Genomic DNA, 17,916 nt, shown 5'->3' with positions numbered 1-17,916 from the left:
TAAAGGAGATACATATGGGATCTATAGGAACACCTGAATTAATAGTTATATTAGTGATCGCTTTAGTTATCTTCGGACCTGGTAAATTACCTGAAGTAGGTAAAGCTATTGGTAAGGGCATCAATGAATTTAAAGATGCTATTTCCGGCCCTAAAAAAGCTGTTGATGAAACGAAAGAAGCCGTTAAAAAGGCGACTACTATCGACGTAACAGCAGGGGCTAAAAACGACGATAAACATAAAGAAGCTAATGATTAATAGGAGGTATCACTATGTGTAAAGATTGTGGTTGCGGTGAAGATAATGGTGTTGTAACAAAGGTATTTACTGTGCCTGGTATGATGTGCAATAACTGTAAAGAAACTGTTGAAGGTGCATCCCTTGGTTTACCTGGTGTTTTGAGCGCAGAGGTAAATTTGCCAGAGAAAACAGCGACTGTTTCTTTTGATCCAGCAAAAGCATCTGTTGAAGTTATTACAAAAGCTATTGAACGTACAGGCTTTGAAGTAGAAAGCGTTGCAGATGGTGTACAAGAACATAGTCATGGTTTACTAGGAACATTGAAACGTTTCTTCAAATAATCGAACCCATAGGGCTGTATTGAAACACTGTTTCGATGCAGCCTTTTTTCATAAAGAGGTAATAAAATGATACGCAAGTTTGATGCTAAAAATTTCAAGTGGGATGGCGTCGATACCTTGGTATATAAACAAGATGGTAGCCCTTTTAAAGATGTAACACGTCAAGTTTTATACGATGGGGCCTTTGATATTCCATGCCAATTCCGCTATTTTGAATGCTTGCCAGGTGGGTATTCTACGCTTGAATATCATGAACATACACATATGGTTATGATATTCCGCGGGAAGGGTCAAGTCTTATTAGGCGATGAAATCCATGATGTAGAAGCTGGTGATTTTATTGAAATTCCAGGTAAAACGATACATCAATTCCGGGCTAATAAAGGAGATTATATCGGATTCCTTTGTTTGGTTAACCAAGATCGGGACAAGGTAAAATTATTAACCCCTGAAGAGATGGATACATTGTGCTCTAATCCAAAGATTAAAGAATTTTTGGAAAGTTGCTAATTTATATGGCGGTTATGTGTGATGACCGCCATATAGTTTTTTATAATCAACAGTAACTGTTGATATGTGTAGTTTGATAGGGAGGTTCTATGAATACCTTTACACGCGCCGCACTGACGGTACTGGTAGGACTTGTAATTTGGTTCTTGCCTCACACGGAGGCGATTAAGCCTGAAGGATGGCATTTATTAGCTATCTTCACGGCTACAATTGTAGGTTTTATTTTACGACCTTGGCCAACAGGTATTATGGCACTCTTTGGTATTGTTGTGGCAGTAGCAACAAATTCTATTACCATGGTGCAAGCATTAGGTGGTTACGCTGAAGCCAATGTATGGCTTATCGTAGCAGCTGTATTCTTTTCTAGAGGCATTATTAATTCTGGCCTTGGTAAGCGTATCGCGTATACTTTGATTCGCTCCTTTGGTACTAGTTCTTTAAAGCTAGCTTATGCATTGGCTTGTACAGATCTTATTATTTCTCCTGCCACGCCATCAAATACGGCGCGTGGGGGCGGTATTATTTTCCCAATCGTACAAAACATTTCGTTAGCCTTTGATTCTGAGCCAAATGGTAGTACGGCACGTCGTATTGGGGCGTACTTGATGACTACGGCTCATACGATAAACACCATTACTGTAACAATCTTCTTAACTGCTTGTAGTGGTAACTTATTGATTACATCCTTAGGTGCAAAATTATTTGGCTATGATATTTCATGGTGGGAATGGTTCCAAGCAGGTGTAATCCCTGGTGTAATTTGCATGATTTTGATGCCTTGGTTTATTTATAAAATCTATCCGCCTGAAATTAAGGAGACACCTCAAGCAGCGGTAATGGCCCAAAAAGAGCTAGATATACTAGGTCCTATTACAAAGGCTGAAATTTCAGTGGCTATTATTTTTGTACTTTGTATTTTGCTGTGGTCCACAGCGATTTGGACAAAGTTACATCCTACTGTAGTTGCTATGATGGGCGTACTTGCGTGTGTAGTTACAGGATCCCTTACTTGGGAAGATATTCTAGGTGAACGCACAGGTTGGGATATTCTAATCTGGATGGGTACCCTCGTTGGTATGGCTGGTTTACTTGGCAAGCTCGGTGTTGTTGCAGTATTTGCTGATTTTGTAAGTCAACATCTTGTAGGTATTGATTGGTTCTGGGCATCCTTCATTATCTCTGCAACCTTTGTATACTCTCAATATTTCTTTGCCAGTGGTACAGCGCGTATTACAGCATTATTCTCCGCCTTTGCAGCTATCTTGGTAGCAATGGGCGCACCAATTCCATTTACCATCTTGCTCTTTGGTTTGATGAACAGCCCTGGCTGTACATTAACACATTATAGTTCTGGTGTAACACCAATCTTCTTTGGTGCTGGTTATGTACCACAAGGAACATGGTGGCGTGTAGGTCTTGCTATTTCTGTGGTTAGCTTCTTAATTCATTTCTGGGGCGGTACCCTTGGCATGTGGCTATTCGGTATTCTATAATATTCAAAAATCCCTCACAGTAGTGAGGGATTTTTTATTTGCGCTACCTGTTTAGGCGTTTGTTATCGATTTATTTTCTATGTGTATTAGATATGTAGTGTATTATTGTTATTGCTATAGTTTTTATATATGGTAAACTTTAAAAATTTATATGATAAATCTATAGAATATTTATTGCACGACATTATATAAAGTGTTATTATTATTTTATGATTACAGATTACTTTAGGAGGAAACATGTTGGGTTTAGTCATTAGCTTGTTGATTATCGCGCTCGTCGTGATTATTAAAGACATTCGAATTATGAACAACAACTTAACACGTTTTTGTCTTAAAGGTTCCACGAATGGTTTAATATACAATCAATAAGATTTGACTATACGGTTTGTTTCTTATGTGTATTTATTCCAAGGGATACATAGGTCGTTTATGTACATAGGAATTCTGTAAACAAAAGGAATATCATTTGTAAACTTTTAAGACGATTCATAAGAATCGTCTTTTTTTATTAAGTTGAAAAGTATCCAAGTGGATGCTTTCAAGAAAAGTGAGGAGATTAACATGAGTTGTAGAAGTGACAATTTAAAAACAGGCGTAGCACGTGCACCACACAGATCTTTGCTAAAAGCTCTTGGTTTTGTTGATGAAGAAATGGGCAGACCAGTCATTGGTATTGCGAACTCTTTCAACGAAATTATCCCTGGTCACGTGGGCTTGAAAAATATTGTACAAGCCGTAAAAGACGGCATTCGCAACGCAGGTGGTGTGCCAATCGAGTTCAATACAATTGGTATTTGTGACGGCTTGGCGATGAACCACATCGGTATGAAATACTCCTTGGTAACTCGTAATATCATCGCTGATTCCATCGAAGCAACTGCTATGGCAACACCATTTGATGCTATGGTATTCATTCCAAACTGCGATAAAGTAGTACCTGGTATGTTGATAGCTGCAGCTCGTCTAAATATTCCATCCGTATTCGTATCTGGTGGTGCTATGCTTGCAGGCGTACATAATGGCAAAAAAATCGGTTTGTCTGATGTATTCGAAGCAGTAGGTAAACATCAAACTGGTGAAATGGGTGATGCTGAGTTAGCTGAAATCGAAAATACCGCATGTCCTACATGTGGTTCTTGCTCTGGTATGTACACAGCTAATACAATGAACTGCTTAACAGAAGCTCTTGGTATGGGCCTTCCTGGTAATGGTACAATTCCAGCAGTATACTCTGAACGTTTACGTCTTGCTAAATTAGCAGGTATGCAAGCAGTAGAGGTATTGAAAGCAAACCTTCGTCCTAAAGACATTATGACACGCGAAGCTTTTGAAAATGCAGTAGCTCTAGATATGGCTTTGGGTGGTTCCTCTAATACAGCACTTCATTTGCCAGCTATCGCTCACGAAGCAGGTGTACCATTGTCCTTGGACGACTTCGATCGCATTGCACAAAACACACCTCAATTGTCCAAACTTTCTCCATCTGGTAAATACTTCATCGAAGACTTGTATGCTGCAGGCGGCGTATCTGCTGTGTTGAAACGTTTAGCAGAAAATGGTCGTTTGCATACAGATTGCAAAACTGTAGCTCTTAAAACACAAGGTGAAATTGCAGCGGTAGCTCATGTAACTGATGAAGACGTTATTCATCCTTGGAATAATCCTGTTCATGAAACAGGTGGTATTGCCGTTCTTAAAGGTAACCTTGCTGTAGACGGTTCCGTTGTAAAAGCAGGTGCCGTAGATGAAGATATGCTTGTTCACTCTGGTCCAGCAAAGGTATTCAACAGCGAAGAAGAAGCTGTTGAAGCTATTACAGGCGGTAAAATCGTAAAAGGTGATGTGGTAGTTATCCGTTACGAAGGTCCTAAAGGAGGCCCTGGCATGCGTGAAATGTTAACACCAACATCCATGATCGCAGGTATGGGTCTTGATAAAGACGTAGCCTTGTTGACTGATGGTCGTTTCTCTGGTGCTACACGTGGTGCATCCATTGGTCACGTATCTCCAGAAGCTGCGGCTGGTGGCACAATCGCTGTTGTTGAAGATGGTGACATTATCAACATCGATATTCCAAACGGTAAATTGGAATTGGCTGTATCTGATGAAGAAATCGCTCGTCGTAAAGCCGCATTGAAACCATTCAAATCCAATGTAACTGGATACCTTAAAAAATACGCTCTTCATGTATCCTCTGCAGCACAAGGTGCTATCGAAGTATTTGAAGACTAATAGTAGATTTTCATTAATACTAACTAGAGGAGATAGAGTACATGCATAAGTTGTATGATTTTATGGAGGCTCGTGAGCGATTAAGCACAATCACGGTGAAAACAAAATTGCTTCATAGTGATGTGTTCTCTGACGAGTGTGGCAATGATGTATATATCAAGCCAGAAAATTTGCAAATAACAGGTTCCTTTAAGGTTCGTGGTGCATATAATAAAATTGCAAAATTAACAGAAGAAGAAAAGGCACGCGGCGTTATTGCCGCGTCTGCCGGCAACCATGCACAAGGTGTAGCGCTTGCTGCAAAACGTCTAGGCATTAAAGCGACAATCGTTATGCCAAAACATACACCTCTCATCAAGGTTAATGCTACAAAACAATATGGTGCCGAAGTCGTTCTACATGGTGAGATTTATGATGAAGCTTACCAAAAAGCGATGGAATTACAACAAGAGCACGGCTATGTGTTCGTCCATCCTTTTGATGACGAAGATGTTATCGAAGGGCAAGGTACAATTGCATTAGAAGTTCTTGAGGAATTGCCTGATGCGGATGTATTGCTAGTTCCTGTTGGTGGTGGCGGTATTGTTTCTGGTATCGCAGCTGCGGCGAAATTAAAAAATCCTAGCATTAAAATTATTGGTGTAGAACCTGAAGGTGCAGCTAGTGCAATAGCTGCGTTAAAAGAAGATCATCCTGTACCACTTAGTGAGGTGGCAACTATCGCAGATGGTACAGCTGTACGTCAAATCGGCGAAACTACATTAGCATATATTAAGAAATATGTAGATGAAATTGTTACTGTCTCTGATTATGAATTGATGGAAGCATTTTTGTTGCTTGTAGAAAAACATAAGTTAGTAGCAGAAAACTCTGGTATTTTACCATTAGCAGGTCTAAAAAAATTAGACTGTAAAGGCAAAAAGGCAGTAGCCATTGTTAGTGGTGGTAATATCGACGTACTTACTATTTCTTCTATGATCAATAAAGGTCTCGTATTGCGTGGTCGTATCTTCACTTTCTCTGTCAACCTTCCAGATAAACCAGGTCAATTGGTTGCTGTATCTGAAATGCTTGCAGATGCGGATGCAAACGTTATTAAACTTGATCACAATCAGTTTAAAAACCTTGACCGCTTCCATGAAGTGGAATTGCAAGTGACTGTAGAAACAAATGGTGAAGAACACATCAAACACATTATTGATACTTTCAAAAATAATGGTTACATTATTAAACGATTAAATTCCAGCGAGATTTTATCTGAATAGCTGGTCGAAAGGGTTCCTATGAGCGCAGAAACAATCAATGGGGCACGCATTGTCCTTGAAACATTGCATCGCCTTGGTGTAACCGACATGTTCGGTTATCCAGGTGGCGCGGTAATTCCAATTTATGATGAAATTTATAGCTTCCCTGAAATTAAACACTATTTTGTTCGTCATGAACAAGGTGCAGCCCATGCAGCAGATGGTTATGCACGCGTATCTGGAAAAGTAGGCGTATGCCTCGCTACGTCCGGTCCTGGTGCAACTAATCTTGTTACAGGTATTATGACTGCTTACATGGATTCTGTACCTATGGTGGCCATTACTGGTCAGGTTGGTCGTCCGTTTATTGGTAAGGATTCCTTCCAAGAAGCAGATATCCAAGGTATTACCATGCCGATTACAAAACATAACTACCTTGTTCAAGATATTCGCGATTTACCTCGCATCATCAAAGAAGCGTATTTTATTGCTAGTACAGGTCGTCCAGGACCTGTTCTTATTGATATTCCAAAGGATATTCAAACAGAAAAAATATCCATGACAGAATACAATAAATTATATGAAGTACCTATCCATCTTGAAGGTTATGATCCAACCTATAAAGGTCATCAAGGGCAAATTAAGAAAGCGGCTACACTCATTAAAAATGCGAAACGTCCGCTCATCATTGCCGGTGCCGGTGTATTGAAATCTGGCGCTATGGATGAGTTAAAGGAATTGGCAGAAAAGGCTCAAATTCCTGTAACAAATACATTAGTTGGTCTTGGTGGTTTCCCAGGTAACCATGAGCTTGCTCTTGGTATGGTGGGTATGCATGGCTCTGTAGCGGCTAATAATAGTACAGAAGAAGCAGACCTTGTTATTGCAGCTGGTATTCGTTTCCACGATCGCATTACAGGTCATCCAGATTTCTTCTGTAAAAAAGCTAAAATCATTCATATCGATATCGACCCAGCAGAAATTGATAAAAACGTTACTATTAACGTACCAATCGTAGGTGACTTGAAGCGAGTTTTATCTGAACTTAATACGCTTGTAGAACCTACAACTCATGAAGCGTGGATCGGACAAATTCGTGAATGGCAAGCGGAATATCCTATGGTAATTCCTGAATCTAAAGATGGTGTATTACATCCACAATACGTATTATCTGAACTTAACAAGATTGCCAAAGAGGATGCCGTTATTGTAACTGACGTAGGCCAACATCAAATGTGGGCGGCTCAATTCTTAACTCATAAAAAACCTCATACCATTGTTACATCTGGTGGTGCAGGTACCATGGGCTATGGTTTACCAGCTGCAATCGGGGCTCAAGTGGGGGCACCTCATAAACAAGTTATCCTTGTTGTTGGTGATGGTGGATTCCAAATGACCTTCGAAGAGCTCATGATGGTTCGCCAATATAATTTACCAATTAAGATTGTTATCATTAATAATGGTTACCTTGGCATGGTTCGTCAATGGCAACAAATCTTTAATGACCACCGTTATTCCTATGTAGATTTGGAAGTGAGTCCAGACTTCTTGAAATTGGCAGATGCCTTTGATTTGAAAGCTGCTCGTATCGATAATGTAGATGATTTCAATAAAGAATTTAAATCTTTCATTACATCTGATGAAAGTATCATCTTGGATTGTCGTGTAGCAAGAGAAGATAATGTATTGCCGATGATTCCAGCTGGCGGTACCGTAAGTGGTATGATGGGCAAGAAAGGGGTGCTATAATGGCGAAAGAACATCAAGTCTTAGTAATTGCAAAAAATACAGCAGGCATTGGTGCACGTATATTGGCACTCTTTAACCGTCGTGGTTTTAATGTTACAAAGATGACATCTGGTATTACAAATACACCAGGCTACGCTCGTATTACCCTCACCGTTGAGGCAGATGATCGCATCTTAGACCAAATTCAAAAACAAATTTACAAGCTCATTGATGTTGTAAAGGTTAAAGTTTTTGAAGATCATGATGTGGTATGCCGTGAGTTAATGCTTATCAAGGTAAAAGCAACTGCTGCAACACGCTCTCAAATTGTACAAATTGCCGATGTATATCGTGGCAATGTGCTTGATATTTCTCCTACTTCTATGATTATTGAAGTAATTGGTAGCGTAGAAAAATTACGCGGTTTCATTCAAATTATGGAAACTTATGGTGTCCTTGAAATTGCCAAAACTGGCATTACCGCAATGAGCCGTGGAGAAAAGATTTAGGAGATGGTTGTGTGAGTAGTGAATTACTCCATTATGAAGACGTCAAGTTTCGTCGTGAAGGCCGCGAAATTTTAAAAGGCATTAATTGGCATGTTGAAGAAGGAGAGAATTGGGCCTTATTAGGTCTCAATGGGGCTGGTAAATCGACGATGCTCAGCATGATTCCAGCTTACCAAATTCCTACAACAGGATTATTACGCGTATTTGGTCATGAATTTGGCAAATATGCATGGCCTAAGATCAAGGCCCGATTAGGCTTTGTTAGTTCGGCGCTTGGACAATTCCAGTCCACCTTGGATAAACAAGTCGTAGAAGATGTTGTTATTTCTGGTGCTTTTAATAGTATTGGTATTTATCAACAGGTAGAGCCTGAAGTACGTGAACGAGGACTGCAATTATTGTCTGAGTTTGGTTTGTCCTATTTGGAAGGCCATAGATTTCATACACTATCTGCTGGTGAACAGCGCCGTGTTTTACTAGCACGGGCTATTATGGCTAATCCAGATTTACTCATTTTAGATGAGCCTTGTTCTGGACTTGATTTGCCTGCTCGTGAGCAATTCTTAAGAACTGTTGAGAATATGGCACGAGAGGAGCATAAGCCTTTTATTTATGTAGCTCATCAAATTGAAGAGATTATGCCAAGTATTACACATGTAGCTATTATTAAAGATGGTCTCATTGTGTATAAAGGCAAGAAACAGGACATCTTAACCGATGAAATTCTAAGCGATGTATTCGGTATTGATGTATCCGTTGTATGGGAGAAAAATCGCCCATGGATTATAGTTAAGTAAGAGCTAAAATTGGGATAATTCATTTTTTCTTAATACAAAAAGGGTACATATTTAAGTTGTAGATTAGTCTATTTGACTATTCGATAAATTACGATATACACTACAAATCTTGCATTTATTTGTGAGATTGTGTACAGTATATATATTAAATATTCTATTGAATATATTTTGGAGGTTGTCTAGTATGGCAGGTAAAATTTTAGGTACTACAGTTTATTATGATGCAGATTGTAATTTGAGCAAATTGGAAGGCAAAAAAATTACAGTTTTAGGTTACGGTTCTCAAGGTCATGCGCATGCATTGAACTTAAAAGAAAATGGTATGGACGTAACAATTGGTCTTCGTGGTGGTTCTTCTAGCTGGAAAGTCGCTGAAGAAGCAGGCCTTACAGTTAAAGAAACTGCAGAAGCAGTTAAAGGTGCTGACATCGTTATGGTATTGATTCCAGACGAATTACAAGCAGACGTATATGCACAAGATATCGCTCCTAACTTAAAACAAGGTGCATACTTGGCATTTGCTCACGGCTTCAACATTCACTTCGGTAAAATCGTACCTCGTGAAGACATCAACGTATTCATGGTAGCTCCTAAAGGTCCTGGTCATTTAGTACGTCGTACATACCAAGAAGGCTCCGGTGTTCCTTGCTTGTACGCTGTAGAAAAAGATCCATCTGGTGATACTGAAGAAGTTGCATTAGCATGGGCTTCTGGTATCGGTGGTGGACGTTCCGGTATCTTGGAAACTAACTTCAAATCTGAAACTGAAACTGACCTCTTCGGTGAACAAGCTGTATTGTGCGGTGGTGTTACTGAATTGATCAAAACTGGTTTCGAAGTATTAACAGAAGCTGGTTATGAACCTGTAAACGCTTACTTCGAATGCTTGCATGAAATGAAATTGATTGTAGACCTTATCTACGAAGGTGGCTTCCAAAAAATGCGCCACTCCATTTCCAACACAGCTGAATATGGTGACTACCATGCAGGTCCTCGCGTAATTACTGCAGATACTAAAAAAGCTATGGAACAAATCTTGGCTGATATCCAATCTGGTAAATTCGCTGACGAATTCTTGGCTGATTCCAAAAATGGTCAAAAATTCCTTAAAGAACATCGTGAAGCAGCTGCTAACCATCCAATCGAACCAGTTGGTGCAGAACTTCGCAACTTGATGAGCTGGTTGAAATAAGAGATTGCATTAGTAATTTCTTAATAAGCATAGGCTTACTGAAAGCGACCCCATTTGGGGTCGCTTTTTATTGAGTAATACAAGTACGTATGATATAGTTAACGTAGAGTCAGTGTAGTATATTTTGGTATAAGGAGAGATACTATGAGTTCTACAACTATTATTATCATCGTGGCGGTTGCAGTCATTTGGGCCATTTTATTTGCCGTATTTATGAAGTTCAATAAAAAACGACAAGCCGGTGAACAACAATTTGTACAAGAGAATGCTAATAAAGCGATTCTTCATATTTATGGTAAATCTGTAAAGGTTGATGGTAAGGACCTTTCTACTATTGATCATAAAACTGGTCAATATGGTCAAGTCATTGTGGCATTAACACCAGGAGAACATACCATTGAATCCGTATATTACACGACGGATAATGTGGGTACTAAAACAAAGAATGTTGAAACACAGCCTGTTACCATCACAATTCCTGTACAAGCAGGTAATGAATATAATGCGGCTATGTATTTCTATTCCGCGGAACAACGTAAGGCGTATTATAAAGGTGACGTTGACGATGCCGTTTTAGAAGTTGAACTAGAATTAGAATCTGGTTTTACAGCGAATACCCATGCTTATATCATCGTGTACCGTGAATGTAAATAAATTAGTATAGAAACTGTTTAATAGAGCTATCGTTGTGGTAGCTCTATTTTTTATAAGTCGTTGTTGGTTATTAGCATATTTATTTGTGATATAATAAAGAATAATATATGAAAGGAGAACAATATGGATTTTTACACGTTGGCCTATGTTGAAAGTCAGGCTGTGACAGGCCAAACATGGGGCTTTATCGTTTTTGTTGCCATTCTTTTAGCACTGCTTGTTCTAGGTGTACAGGTATTGCGAAATGGTTTTACTAATCGCTATCGTGATTTATTGGTTATTTTGTCTTTAGTTGTAGTGTTTTTCTTAGGACTGGAGTATCAAGAATATAACCGAATGAAAACATACTCTGAAGACTCTTCTCGTATGGCTCAATTTTTACATTCTTTTAGTGCTGATCGTTCTGTACCAAGTGAGCAATTAGCGGTTAACTCCTTAAAAATTCGCAATGGTATGATTTTAAAGGTAAGCGATGATTATTATGAGGTTCAGTTTAATCCAGAATTTACAACCTATACAATTACTCGTGTGTATAAGATGAGCCCAACAGATCGTATTCATGATAAAGCGGACGTATTACCATAAGGAGGAACGTAAATGACAGAAGCTATGGCCGTCTATGGGATGGTCTTTGCCAAACTCGCCATCGGTCTCTTGGCGATTATCTTACAAATCAACTTAATGGGGAAGGGCAACTTAGCGCCAACCTCTGCTTTGGACCAATTACAAAACTATGTACTTGGTGGTATTATCGGTGCCATTATTTACAATGACCAAATCGGTATTTTACAGTTTATGTTAGTCCTCATTTTATGGACTATACTTGTAATGACGCTTAAGTTCTTAAAAGGAAATCTCCGATTCTTTAAAACTATTTTGGATGGACATCCTGTAATTGTTATTGAAAAAGGTCATATCTTAACAGAAGAATGTATGCGTTATGGCATTCAAGCGGCGGAGCTTAAGTTAAAGCTTCGTACAGCAGGTGTTCAATATGTTACGGATGTTAAGCGTGCTGTATTGGAGCAAAATGGTCAGCTCAGCGTAGTTCAATTTAGTGATGAGAATATTAAATTTGACCTTATTGATGATGGTCAAATTAACCATTTTACATTAGCTGTAATTGAAAAAGAAGAAGAGTGGCTTGAAGAAGAGGTTGAAAAGCAAGGGTATAAAATAAAAGATGTATATATTGCTGAATACAAAGATGGTGAGGTAGTCATCTATCCGTATAAAAGAAAACATCGTCCTCAAATTGTAAGTGCTTTAAAAACTAAAACTATTTCTACTAAAAATACATTGAAATCTAAATTTTAAAATCTAATATGTAGTATTTTTAAGCCCACTATTCATAGTGGGCTTATATAGAAAGGGAACTAGTGAATCGTAAAGATTTAATTGATCGATTACAAGCATTATATAAAGACGAAGATAGTCGGATTACTGTAAATCCTCATGCAGGGCAGAAGGTAGCAATCGTCTATCCCAATACATATTTTGTAGGCATGAGTAATCTTGGTCTCCACATTATTTATGAGGAAATCAACTTACGTAATGATAGCGTATGTGAACGTATCTTCTTGCCTGAGAAAAAGGAATTAGAAGCATACGATAAGACTAAGACACCGTTGATGAGTGTTGAAACACAGCGGCCTATGCATCAATTTGATGTAGTGGCCTTTGACGTGACCTTTGAAATGGACTATTTCCATATTCCGTTGATGTTACGTCATGGACGCGTACCTATTATGGGGAAAGACCGCACAGAATTTGATCCTATCGTTATTGCCGGTGGCCCATGTGCTACATTTAATCCAGAGCCTTTTGCGGACTTTATCGATGCTTTCATCATCGGTGAAGGGGAAGGCATCGTTAGTCGCGTTCTAGATATCATTCGCGATGGCAAAATGGAGGGCCTAGATCGACATGCTATTTTGCGTCAATTAGCGAATGTATCTGGCGTGTATATACCATCTTTGTACGTGCCAATTTACAGCGACGACGGCGAATTTAAAGGTTACGATATTGCTGAAGGCGCACCAAAAACGATTAAACGCCACTTTGAAATGCTCACTAGTGGCGGCGAAACCGTAGTAGCAACAAACTATACAGAATTTGGCGCTATGTACATCATCGAGGTTGCACGTGGTTGTGGACGGCATTGTCGATTCTGTATGGCCGGCTATTGTTTCCGTGTACCGCGCGTACGACCTTTAGAAATATTAAAAGAAGGCGTAGATAGAGCAGAGAAATTAGGTAAAAAGGTAGGCCTTATGGGGGCCGCTATTTCTGATTATCCAGAGGTAGATGAGTTAGTTACTTATATTCGTTCAAAAGATATGCGTTATTCTTGCGCATCCTTGCGTGCAGACTCCTTAACACAAGCCGTTGTAGATGGCTTGGCAGATAGTGGGCAAAAGACGATTACCATTGCGCCAGAAACGGGCAGTGAACGATTGCGGCGCGTAATTAATAAGGGCATTAGCGAAGAGCATTTACAAAATGCTGCCACTTTATCAGCTAAGTCTGGTATCCAACATATGCGACTTTACATTATGATTGGGTTGCCTACGGAAACTGACGAGGATATTGAAGCAATTGTAGGCCTGGCAGAACGGACGCAAGCCCATATGGCCGAGGTAGGTTGTAAAGGTCGTTTAACGCTCAGTATCAATCCATTTATTCCGAAGCCTTTTACACCATTCCAATGGATGGCTATGGATAATCAAAAAACGGTAGAGAAAAAACTTCAATATATTAAAAAATCATTGCAAAAGAATCGTCGTATTGAGGTGCTCGTTGAATCACCTAAAGAGGCATATATCCAAGGTGTACTAGCTCGTGGTGATCGCCGTCTTGGTGCTGTTCTTGCGGCATGTGCAGCAGATCGTGGCAGTAAGTCCTTCAAGGCTGAAATGAAGGCAGCAGGCCTAGATATGGACGAGATGAACTATCGTGAACGCAGCTTTGATGAATTTTTACCATGGAGTCACCTCGACATGGGGATGGACGATGGATATCTTGAAATGGAATGGAAACGCTCTGTGGATGAAGCGTATACACCGCCATGTGTACAAGGTTGTAAGCGATGTGGTGTATGTAAATAGGAGGCACTTATGAATCAATCTGTAAAACGTATAGATATTAAAGGACCTCATGGTACTTGGTCTTATGAAACTCCTAATTGGGCAGATCGTTTTCCTATTACAATAGGTGATACGTACCGTCATGGTGGTGTATCTCAAGAGCCCTATAAATCACTAAATTTAGCATTTCACGTAGGGGATGAGCCTAAGTATGTTCGTGAAAACCGTGCTATTATTGCTGAATATTTAGGTGTTGAACCAGAGCGAATCTCTTGTGGTAATCAAGTACATGGTTTAAAAGCTGTAGAAATCAAAGAAGATCTCGTTGGTGCTGGAGCCTTTGGAGAGGATACAGCTATCGATGACTGTGATGCGGTATTTACAAAATTACCCAATGTACCGCTATTTTTATTTACTGCTGATTGTGTAGCTGTAGGTATTTATGATGCTAACCATCACGCTATCGCTACGGTACATGCAGGCTGGCGCGGAGCGATAGGACATTTGCCAGTTCTTACTATTGAGGCTATGAAAGAAGCTTATGGTACGGAGTTCAAAGATTGTTATATCTATCTTGGACCTAGCATTGGGCCAGAATCCTTTGAAGTCGATGTAGAGTTAGGGAAACGTTTTGAATTAGCTTGGCGTGGTATGACCGACCGTAGTGTGGCTGATATTGTAAACTATCCAGGTGATAAACTAGATAAAGCCTATATCAACTTATGGAACTTTATCGCCGAAGGACTTATGGTGAATGGTGTGCCTAAAGAAAATATCGCTATTGGCGGTACTGATACAGTAACATCTAGAGATTGTTATTCCTATCGTCGAGAATCTGGTAAAACAGGTCGCATGGCTTTATTTGGTATGCTACAAGAACGGTAGTATATACATACATGGATTTATGCGCTTTATAAGACCTAAATGATGTACAATCAATACTAAATACTATATAATAGAATAGTCTATACAAATATATTTTATGGTTTTTAAATATAGATGAAGGGGAATCACATGATTGAAGAATCCCTACACGCTATACAGCAGCGCATGGCAGATGCTATGGCGCGCGTTGGTCGCGTAGATACAGCATTATTAGTAGCTGTTACTAAGAACCACCCTGTATCAGCGGTGGAAGAGGTCGCACGTCTCGGTGTTACTCATGTGGGGGAAAATCGAGTACAAGAGGCTAAAGAAAAACAGCTCACCTATAAAGGTCCAGCATTAACATGGCACTTGATTGGTCATTTACAGGTCAACAAGGTGCGTCAAGCGGTGCCTATGTTTGATTTAATTCATTCTGTAGACAGCCGTAAACTATTAGATGAAATCGAAAAGGTCGCTACAAAGCACGACAAAGTGCAAGACGTATTGTTGCAAGTCAACGTGGCTCGAGAAGCCTCCAAAACAGGTATGACTGTTGAAGAGTTTCCAGAAATACGAGACTATGCAAAGACATTGCCTCATGTACGTGTACGGGGCTTGATGTGTATGGCGCCATTTTTCGACGATCCAGAGGAAGCACGTCCAATCTTCCGCGTAGCAAACGCCTTGTATGAGGATATGAAGGGCTACTTTGAAGAGGGGCAGATTCAATATTTATCTATGGGGATGACTCACGACTTTGAAGTCGCTTTAGAAGAAGGGGCTAACATCGTTCGTGTAGGCACAGCAATTTTTGGGGAACGTGTGTATGATTAAGGCTTGGGTTGCCTGATAATCGATAGCGTTAAGTATTAGGAGGAAATCCAAATGGCATTGGGAGATTATTTAGACAAAGCAAAAAACTTATTCTTAGGCAAAAATGATGATGACTATGAATATGATGATTATGACTATGAAGATGAAGAGGAATATGAAGCGGAACCTACACCAGTAGCTCCAGTAGCTCCAGTATCCGGTGCATCTGAATTTCATCCACGCAAGGTAGGAGGCCAATCTACGATGACACAACGTCCAACAGCTATGAAAGTAGTTGTAATTGAACCAAAAGTATTTGAAGACTCTGAAAATATTACACATCAATTGCGCGACATGCGTCCTGTATTGATTAACTTTGAAAATACAGATCCTCATGAAGCAGCTCGTATTGTGGACTTCGTATCTGGTGCGACTTTTGCATTGGATGGTAAATTGGAAAAGGTGGGTAAGGACATTTTCATGTGCGTACCTGTAAATATTTCCATTGATTATTCTGATAATGAAAGTAACAAAACTGAGCAAAACGAATACGCTTGGGAAAACAAATAATTTCTCTATAAACGGTGGTGACAACGATGTTAGGTAAAACCTTATGTATTGGCGTTGGCTCGATGGGGGGCGCTTTATTGCGCGGTGCATTACAGCATGGCGTGTTGAAAGCAAGTGATACGCACATTCTAGTACGTCGCGAAGAACAATGTAAGGCTCTTACAGAGGAGCTTGGTGTAGTAGGTTTTACGACTATGCCTAATGTGCATGAGTACAATACTATTCTCTTGGCTGTAAAACCACAAGTGTTACCATCTGTATTAGAGACGTTAAAAGAAGTACCTTATGGGACTGTTATGATTTCCGTTGCTGCAGGTATCACCTTAGATACTCTAGATGCAGCGATTCCGCAAGCTAACTGGTTTAGAGCTATGCCGAATACACCGGCTTCTATCGGTGCAGGTATGACGGCTCTTGCAGGGGATGATGTACATACAGACCTTGGTCGTGATGTTCAAGCCTTGTTTGAGGCTGTCGGCGAAGTGGCCGTGGTAAGCGAAGCTGATTTAGATCGCTTAGGTGCACTATCTGGTGCGGGCCCTGGTTATATGTTCGTCATTCTTGATGCGTTAGCTGATGCGGGCGTTCGCATCGGATTGCCTCGTCACTTGGCAATCAAGGCAGCGGCTCAAACGATGTACGGTGCAGGCAAGATGGCTCTTGAAAGTGGCAATCATCCAGCAGTATTACGAGATCAAGTAACAAGTCCAGGTGGCACGACCATTGCCGGTATTGGTGCCATGGAAAAAGGTGGACTTCGCAGTGCTCTCCAAGACGGCGTAGTAGCATGTCTTGCTCGGTCGAATGAATTGGGGAAATAATTTTGGCAGATACTAGTAAATTAATACGATATTTTGAAGCCAGTGGCAGTGGTGAGGAAGCTCGCCGCATGCTAGACTTGGCTGAGCAGGTTGTAAAAGGTCGCCCGTACCGCGTGGCGGACTTTACGAGCCCTGCAGGCCTTGTCATTGCAGACGCAATCAAGGCTAACTACCCACAGCTTATCGTTAAGACAGACGGTGGCTATGAAGGGGCGGAACGTATCCGCATCGCCTTTGTAGATAGCGACTTTAATGGTACTGTGGATATGGGTATTCGCGCCCTTAAGGTAAATTGGGACCCACGGTTCCGATTGCTTACCCATCGCGATGTGCTGGGTTCCTTGATGGGCCTTGGAATCGATCGCTCCAAATTTGGTGACGTTATCGTTCAACAAGGGGGCGCTCAAATTTTGGTAGATGAAAGCGTAGCAGACTTTGTGATTCAAAACTTCACAAAAATTGCTATGGTTTCTGTATCTGTAGAGGCTATTGACCTATCAGATATTGCACCAAAAGAAGAAAAAATTAAAGAAGTCCGCACTACAGTTGCTTCTTTGCGCTTAGATGCGGTGGCAAGTTCTGGTTTTAGCGTGTCTCGTACTAAATTGGTAAGTGCTATAAATGCAGGATTATTGCAAGTAAACTGGCAACCAGCTAAGGGTGCATCCCAAGAAGTTAAAGAAGGGGATGTAATCTCTATGCGTGGTCGTGGCCGAATGAAGGTAGAAGCCATTACAGGTACATCTCGTAAGGGGCGTATCGGCGTATATCTGAAACGATTCATGTAGGCAATTGAAAATCGGCTTGACCATCAAGCCGA

20 protein-coding genes are annotated in these 17,916 nt (G+C 40.3%); all 20 read left to right on the top strand.

Annotated features, from left to right (window positions below):
• The first annotated feature begins 14 nt into the window (after positions 1-14).
• The 20 genes from VEIT17_RS07175 (at position 15) to VEIT17_RS07085 (ending at position 17,884) form a co-directional block, all read left to right on the top strand.
• Positions 15-257, top strand: a complete 243-nt coding sequence (locus VEIT17_RS07175) for a Sec-independent protein translocase subunit TatA/TatB (protein ID WP_004695192.1) — start codon at positions 15-17, stop codon at positions 255-257.
• 14 nt (positions 258-271) lie between these two features.
• Positions 272-580, top strand: coding sequence for a heavy-metal-associated domain-containing protein (locus VEIT17_RS07170; protein WP_129823903.1), 309 nt, complete (start codon positions 272-274; stop codon positions 578-580).
• A gap of 66 nt (positions 581-646) precedes the next feature.
• Positions 647-1,090, top strand: coding sequence for a cupin domain-containing protein (locus tag VEIT17_RS07165; RefSeq protein WP_178885461.1), 444 nt, complete (start codon positions 647-649; stop codon positions 1,088-1,090).
• 89 nt (positions 1,091-1,179) lie between these two features.
• Positions 1,180-2,583 carry a DASS family sodium-coupled anion symporter gene (locus VEIT17_RS07160; protein ID WP_178885459.1) on the top strand — a complete coding sequence of 468 codons (1,404 nt, stop codon included), beginning with the start codon at positions 1,180-1,182 and terminating at the stop codon, positions 2,581-2,583.
• A gap of 237 nt (positions 2,584-2,820) precedes the next feature.
• The gene (locus VEIT17_RS09875) at positions 2,821-2,952 is read left to right on the top strand and encodes a hypothetical protein (protein WP_267471744.1); all 132 of its coding nucleotides are present in this window, start codon (positions 2,821-2,823) and stop codon (positions 2,950-2,952) included.
• 192 nt (positions 2,953-3,144) lie between these two features.
• The gene (gene ilvD, locus VEIT17_RS07155) at positions 3,145-4,815 is read left to right on the top strand and encodes a dihydroxy-acid dehydratase (RefSeq protein WP_039969000.1); all 1,671 of its coding nucleotides are present in this window, start codon (positions 3,145-3,147) and stop codon (positions 4,813-4,815) included.
• Between the two features lie 41 nt (positions 4,816-4,856).
• The gene (ilvA, locus tag VEIT17_RS07150) at positions 4,857-6,080 is read left to right on the top strand and encodes a threonine ammonia-lyase (protein ID WP_178885458.1); all 1,224 of its coding nucleotides are present in this window, start codon (positions 4,857-4,859) and stop codon (positions 6,078-6,080) included.
• 18 nt (positions 6,081-6,098) lie between these two features.
• A complete protein-coding gene (ilvB, locus tag VEIT17_RS07145) occupies positions 6,099-7,808 on the top strand; it encodes a biosynthetic-type acetolactate synthase large subunit (RefSeq protein WP_178885456.1) in 1,710 nt (569 codons plus the stop codon).
• Positions 7,808-8,296, top strand: a complete 489-nt coding sequence (ilvN, locus tag VEIT17_RS07140) for an acetolactate synthase small subunit (RefSeq protein WP_060924499.1) — start codon at positions 7,808-7,810, stop codon at positions 8,294-8,296. Before ilvB ends, ilvN begins: the two co-directional genes overlap by 1 nt.
• Positions 8,297-8,307: 11 nt before the next feature.
• Positions 8,308-9,093, top strand: coding sequence for an ABC transporter ATP-binding protein (locus tag VEIT17_RS07135; protein WP_178885454.1), 786 nt, complete (start codon positions 8,308-8,310; stop codon positions 9,091-9,093).
• A gap of 184 nt (positions 9,094-9,277) precedes the next feature.
• On the top strand, positions 9,278-10,285 hold the full coding sequence (gene ilvC / locus VEIT17_RS07130) for a ketol-acid reductoisomerase (protein ID WP_005385566.1): 1,008 nt from the start codon (positions 9,278-9,280) through the stop codon (positions 10,283-10,285).
• A gap of 144 nt (positions 10,286-10,429) precedes the next feature.
• Complete coding sequence (locus VEIT17_RS07125) at positions 10,430-10,939, top strand: hypothetical protein (RefSeq protein WP_005380336.1); 510 nt, start codon at positions 10,430-10,432, stop codon at positions 10,937-10,939.
• 123 nt (positions 10,940-11,062) lie between these two features.
• Positions 11,063-11,524, top strand: coding sequence for a DUF3290 family protein (locus VEIT17_RS07120; RefSeq protein WP_105094164.1), 462 nt, complete (start codon positions 11,063-11,065; stop codon positions 11,522-11,524).
• Positions 11,525-11,536: 12 nt separating this feature from the next.
• Positions 11,537-12,256: a DUF421 domain-containing protein gene (locus VEIT17_RS07115; RefSeq protein ID WP_178885452.1), complete on the top strand. Its 720-nt coding sequence runs from the start codon at positions 11,537-11,539 to the stop codon at positions 12,254-12,256.
• Between the two features lie 62 nt (positions 12,257-12,318).
• Entirely contained in the window at positions 12,319-14,046 is a 1,728-nt protein-coding gene (locus VEIT17_RS07110; RefSeq protein ID WP_178885450.1) for a radical SAM protein, read from the top strand.
• 9 nt (positions 14,047-14,055) lie between these two features.
• On the top strand, positions 14,056-14,910 hold the full coding sequence (gene pgeF, locus VEIT17_RS07105; protein ID WP_178885448.1) for a peptidoglycan editing factor PgeF: 855 nt from the start codon (positions 14,056-14,058) through the stop codon (positions 14,908-14,910).
• 129 nt (positions 14,911-15,039) lie between these two features.
• Positions 15,040-15,726 carry a YggS family pyridoxal phosphate-dependent enzyme gene (locus VEIT17_RS07100; RefSeq protein ID WP_178885446.1) on the top strand — a complete coding sequence of 229 codons (687 nt, stop codon included), beginning with the start codon at positions 15,040-15,042 and terminating at the stop codon, positions 15,724-15,726.
• Between the two features lie 51 nt (positions 15,727-15,777).
• Positions 15,778-16,275 carry a cell division protein SepF gene (locus VEIT17_RS07095; protein WP_105089674.1) on the top strand — a complete coding sequence of 166 codons (498 nt, stop codon included), beginning with the start codon at positions 15,778-15,780 and terminating at the stop codon, positions 16,273-16,275.
• A gap of 26 nt (positions 16,276-16,301) precedes the next feature.
• Positions 16,302-17,096 (top strand): pyrroline-5-carboxylate reductase, encoded by a 795-nt coding sequence (proC, locus tag VEIT17_RS07090; protein WP_156719957.1) that lies wholly within the window; start codon positions 16,302-16,304, stop codon positions 17,094-17,096.
• Between the two features lie 2 nt (positions 17,097-17,098).
• Positions 17,099-17,884: a YlmH family RNA-binding protein gene (locus tag VEIT17_RS07085; protein ID WP_005385583.1), complete on the top strand. Its 786-nt coding sequence runs from the start codon at positions 17,099-17,101 to the stop codon at positions 17,882-17,884.
• Positions 17,885-17,916 lie beyond the last annotated feature (32 nt).

Source organism: Veillonella nakazawae, from assembly GCF_013393365.1.
Taxonomy (GTDB): Bacteria; Bacillota; Negativicutes; order Veillonellales; family Veillonellaceae; genus Veillonella; species Veillonella nakazawae.
The sequence above is the reverse complement of the archived record's forward strand: the minus strand, read 5'-3'. Positions and strand labels throughout refer to the sequence as shown.

Excerpts from the sequence above, each read along its gene's own strand:
- VEIT17_RS07175 (WP_004695192.1), top strand. The coding sequence starts at position 15 with ATGGGATCTATAGGAACACCTGAATTAATAGTTATATTAGTGATCGCT.
- VEIT17_RS07170 (WP_129823903.1), top strand. The coding sequence starts at position 272 with ATGTGTAAAGATTGTGGTTGCGGTGAAGATAATGGTGTTGTAACAAAG.
- VEIT17_RS07165 (WP_178885461.1), top strand. The coding sequence starts at position 647 with ATGATACGCAAGTTTGATGCTAAAAATTTCAAGTGGGATGGCGTCGAT.
- VEIT17_RS07160 (WP_178885459.1), top strand. The coding sequence starts at position 1,180 with ATGAATACCTTTACACGCGCCGCACTGACGGTACTGGTAGGACTTGTA.
- VEIT17_RS09875 (WP_267471744.1), top strand. The coding sequence starts at position 2,821 with ATGTTGGGTTTAGTCATTAGCTTGTTGATTATCGCGCTCGTCGTGATT.
- ilvD (WP_039969000.1), top strand. The coding sequence starts at position 3,145 with ATGAGTTGTAGAAGTGACAATTTAAAAACAGGCGTAGCACGTGCACCA.
- ilvA (WP_178885458.1), top strand. The coding sequence starts at position 4,857 with ATGCATAAGTTGTATGATTTTATGGAGGCTCGTGAGCGATTAAGCACA.
- ilvB (WP_178885456.1), top strand. The coding sequence starts at position 6,099 with ATGAGCGCAGAAACAATCAATGGGGCACGCATTGTCCTTGAAACATTG.
- ilvN (WP_060924499.1), top strand. The coding sequence starts at position 7,808 with ATGGCGAAAGAACATCAAGTCTTAGTAATTGCAAAAAATACAGCAGGC.
- ilvC (WP_005385566.1), top strand. The coding sequence starts at position 9,278 with ATGGCAGGTAAAATTTTAGGTACTACAGTTTATTATGATGCAGATTGT.
- VEIT17_RS07125 (WP_005380336.1), top strand. The coding sequence starts at position 10,430 with ATGAGTTCTACAACTATTATTATCATCGTGGCGGTTGCAGTCATTTGG.
- VEIT17_RS07120 (WP_105094164.1), top strand. The coding sequence starts at position 11,063 with ATGGATTTTTACACGTTGGCCTATGTTGAAAGTCAGGCTGTGACAGGC.
- VEIT17_RS07115 (WP_178885452.1), top strand. The coding sequence starts at position 11,537 with ATGACAGAAGCTATGGCCGTCTATGGGATGGTCTTTGCCAAACTCGCC.
- pgeF (WP_178885448.1), top strand. The coding sequence starts at position 14,056 with ATGAATCAATCTGTAAAACGTATAGATATTAAAGGACCTCATGGTACT.
- VEIT17_RS07100 (WP_178885446.1), top strand. The coding sequence starts at position 15,040 with ATGATTGAAGAATCCCTACACGCTATACAGCAGCGCATGGCAGATGCT.
- VEIT17_RS07095 (WP_105089674.1), top strand. The coding sequence starts at position 15,778 with ATGGCATTGGGAGATTATTTAGACAAAGCAAAAAACTTATTCTTAGGC.
- proC (WP_156719957.1), top strand. The coding sequence starts at position 16,302 with ATGTTAGGTAAAACCTTATGTATTGGCGTTGGCTCGATGGGGGGCGCT.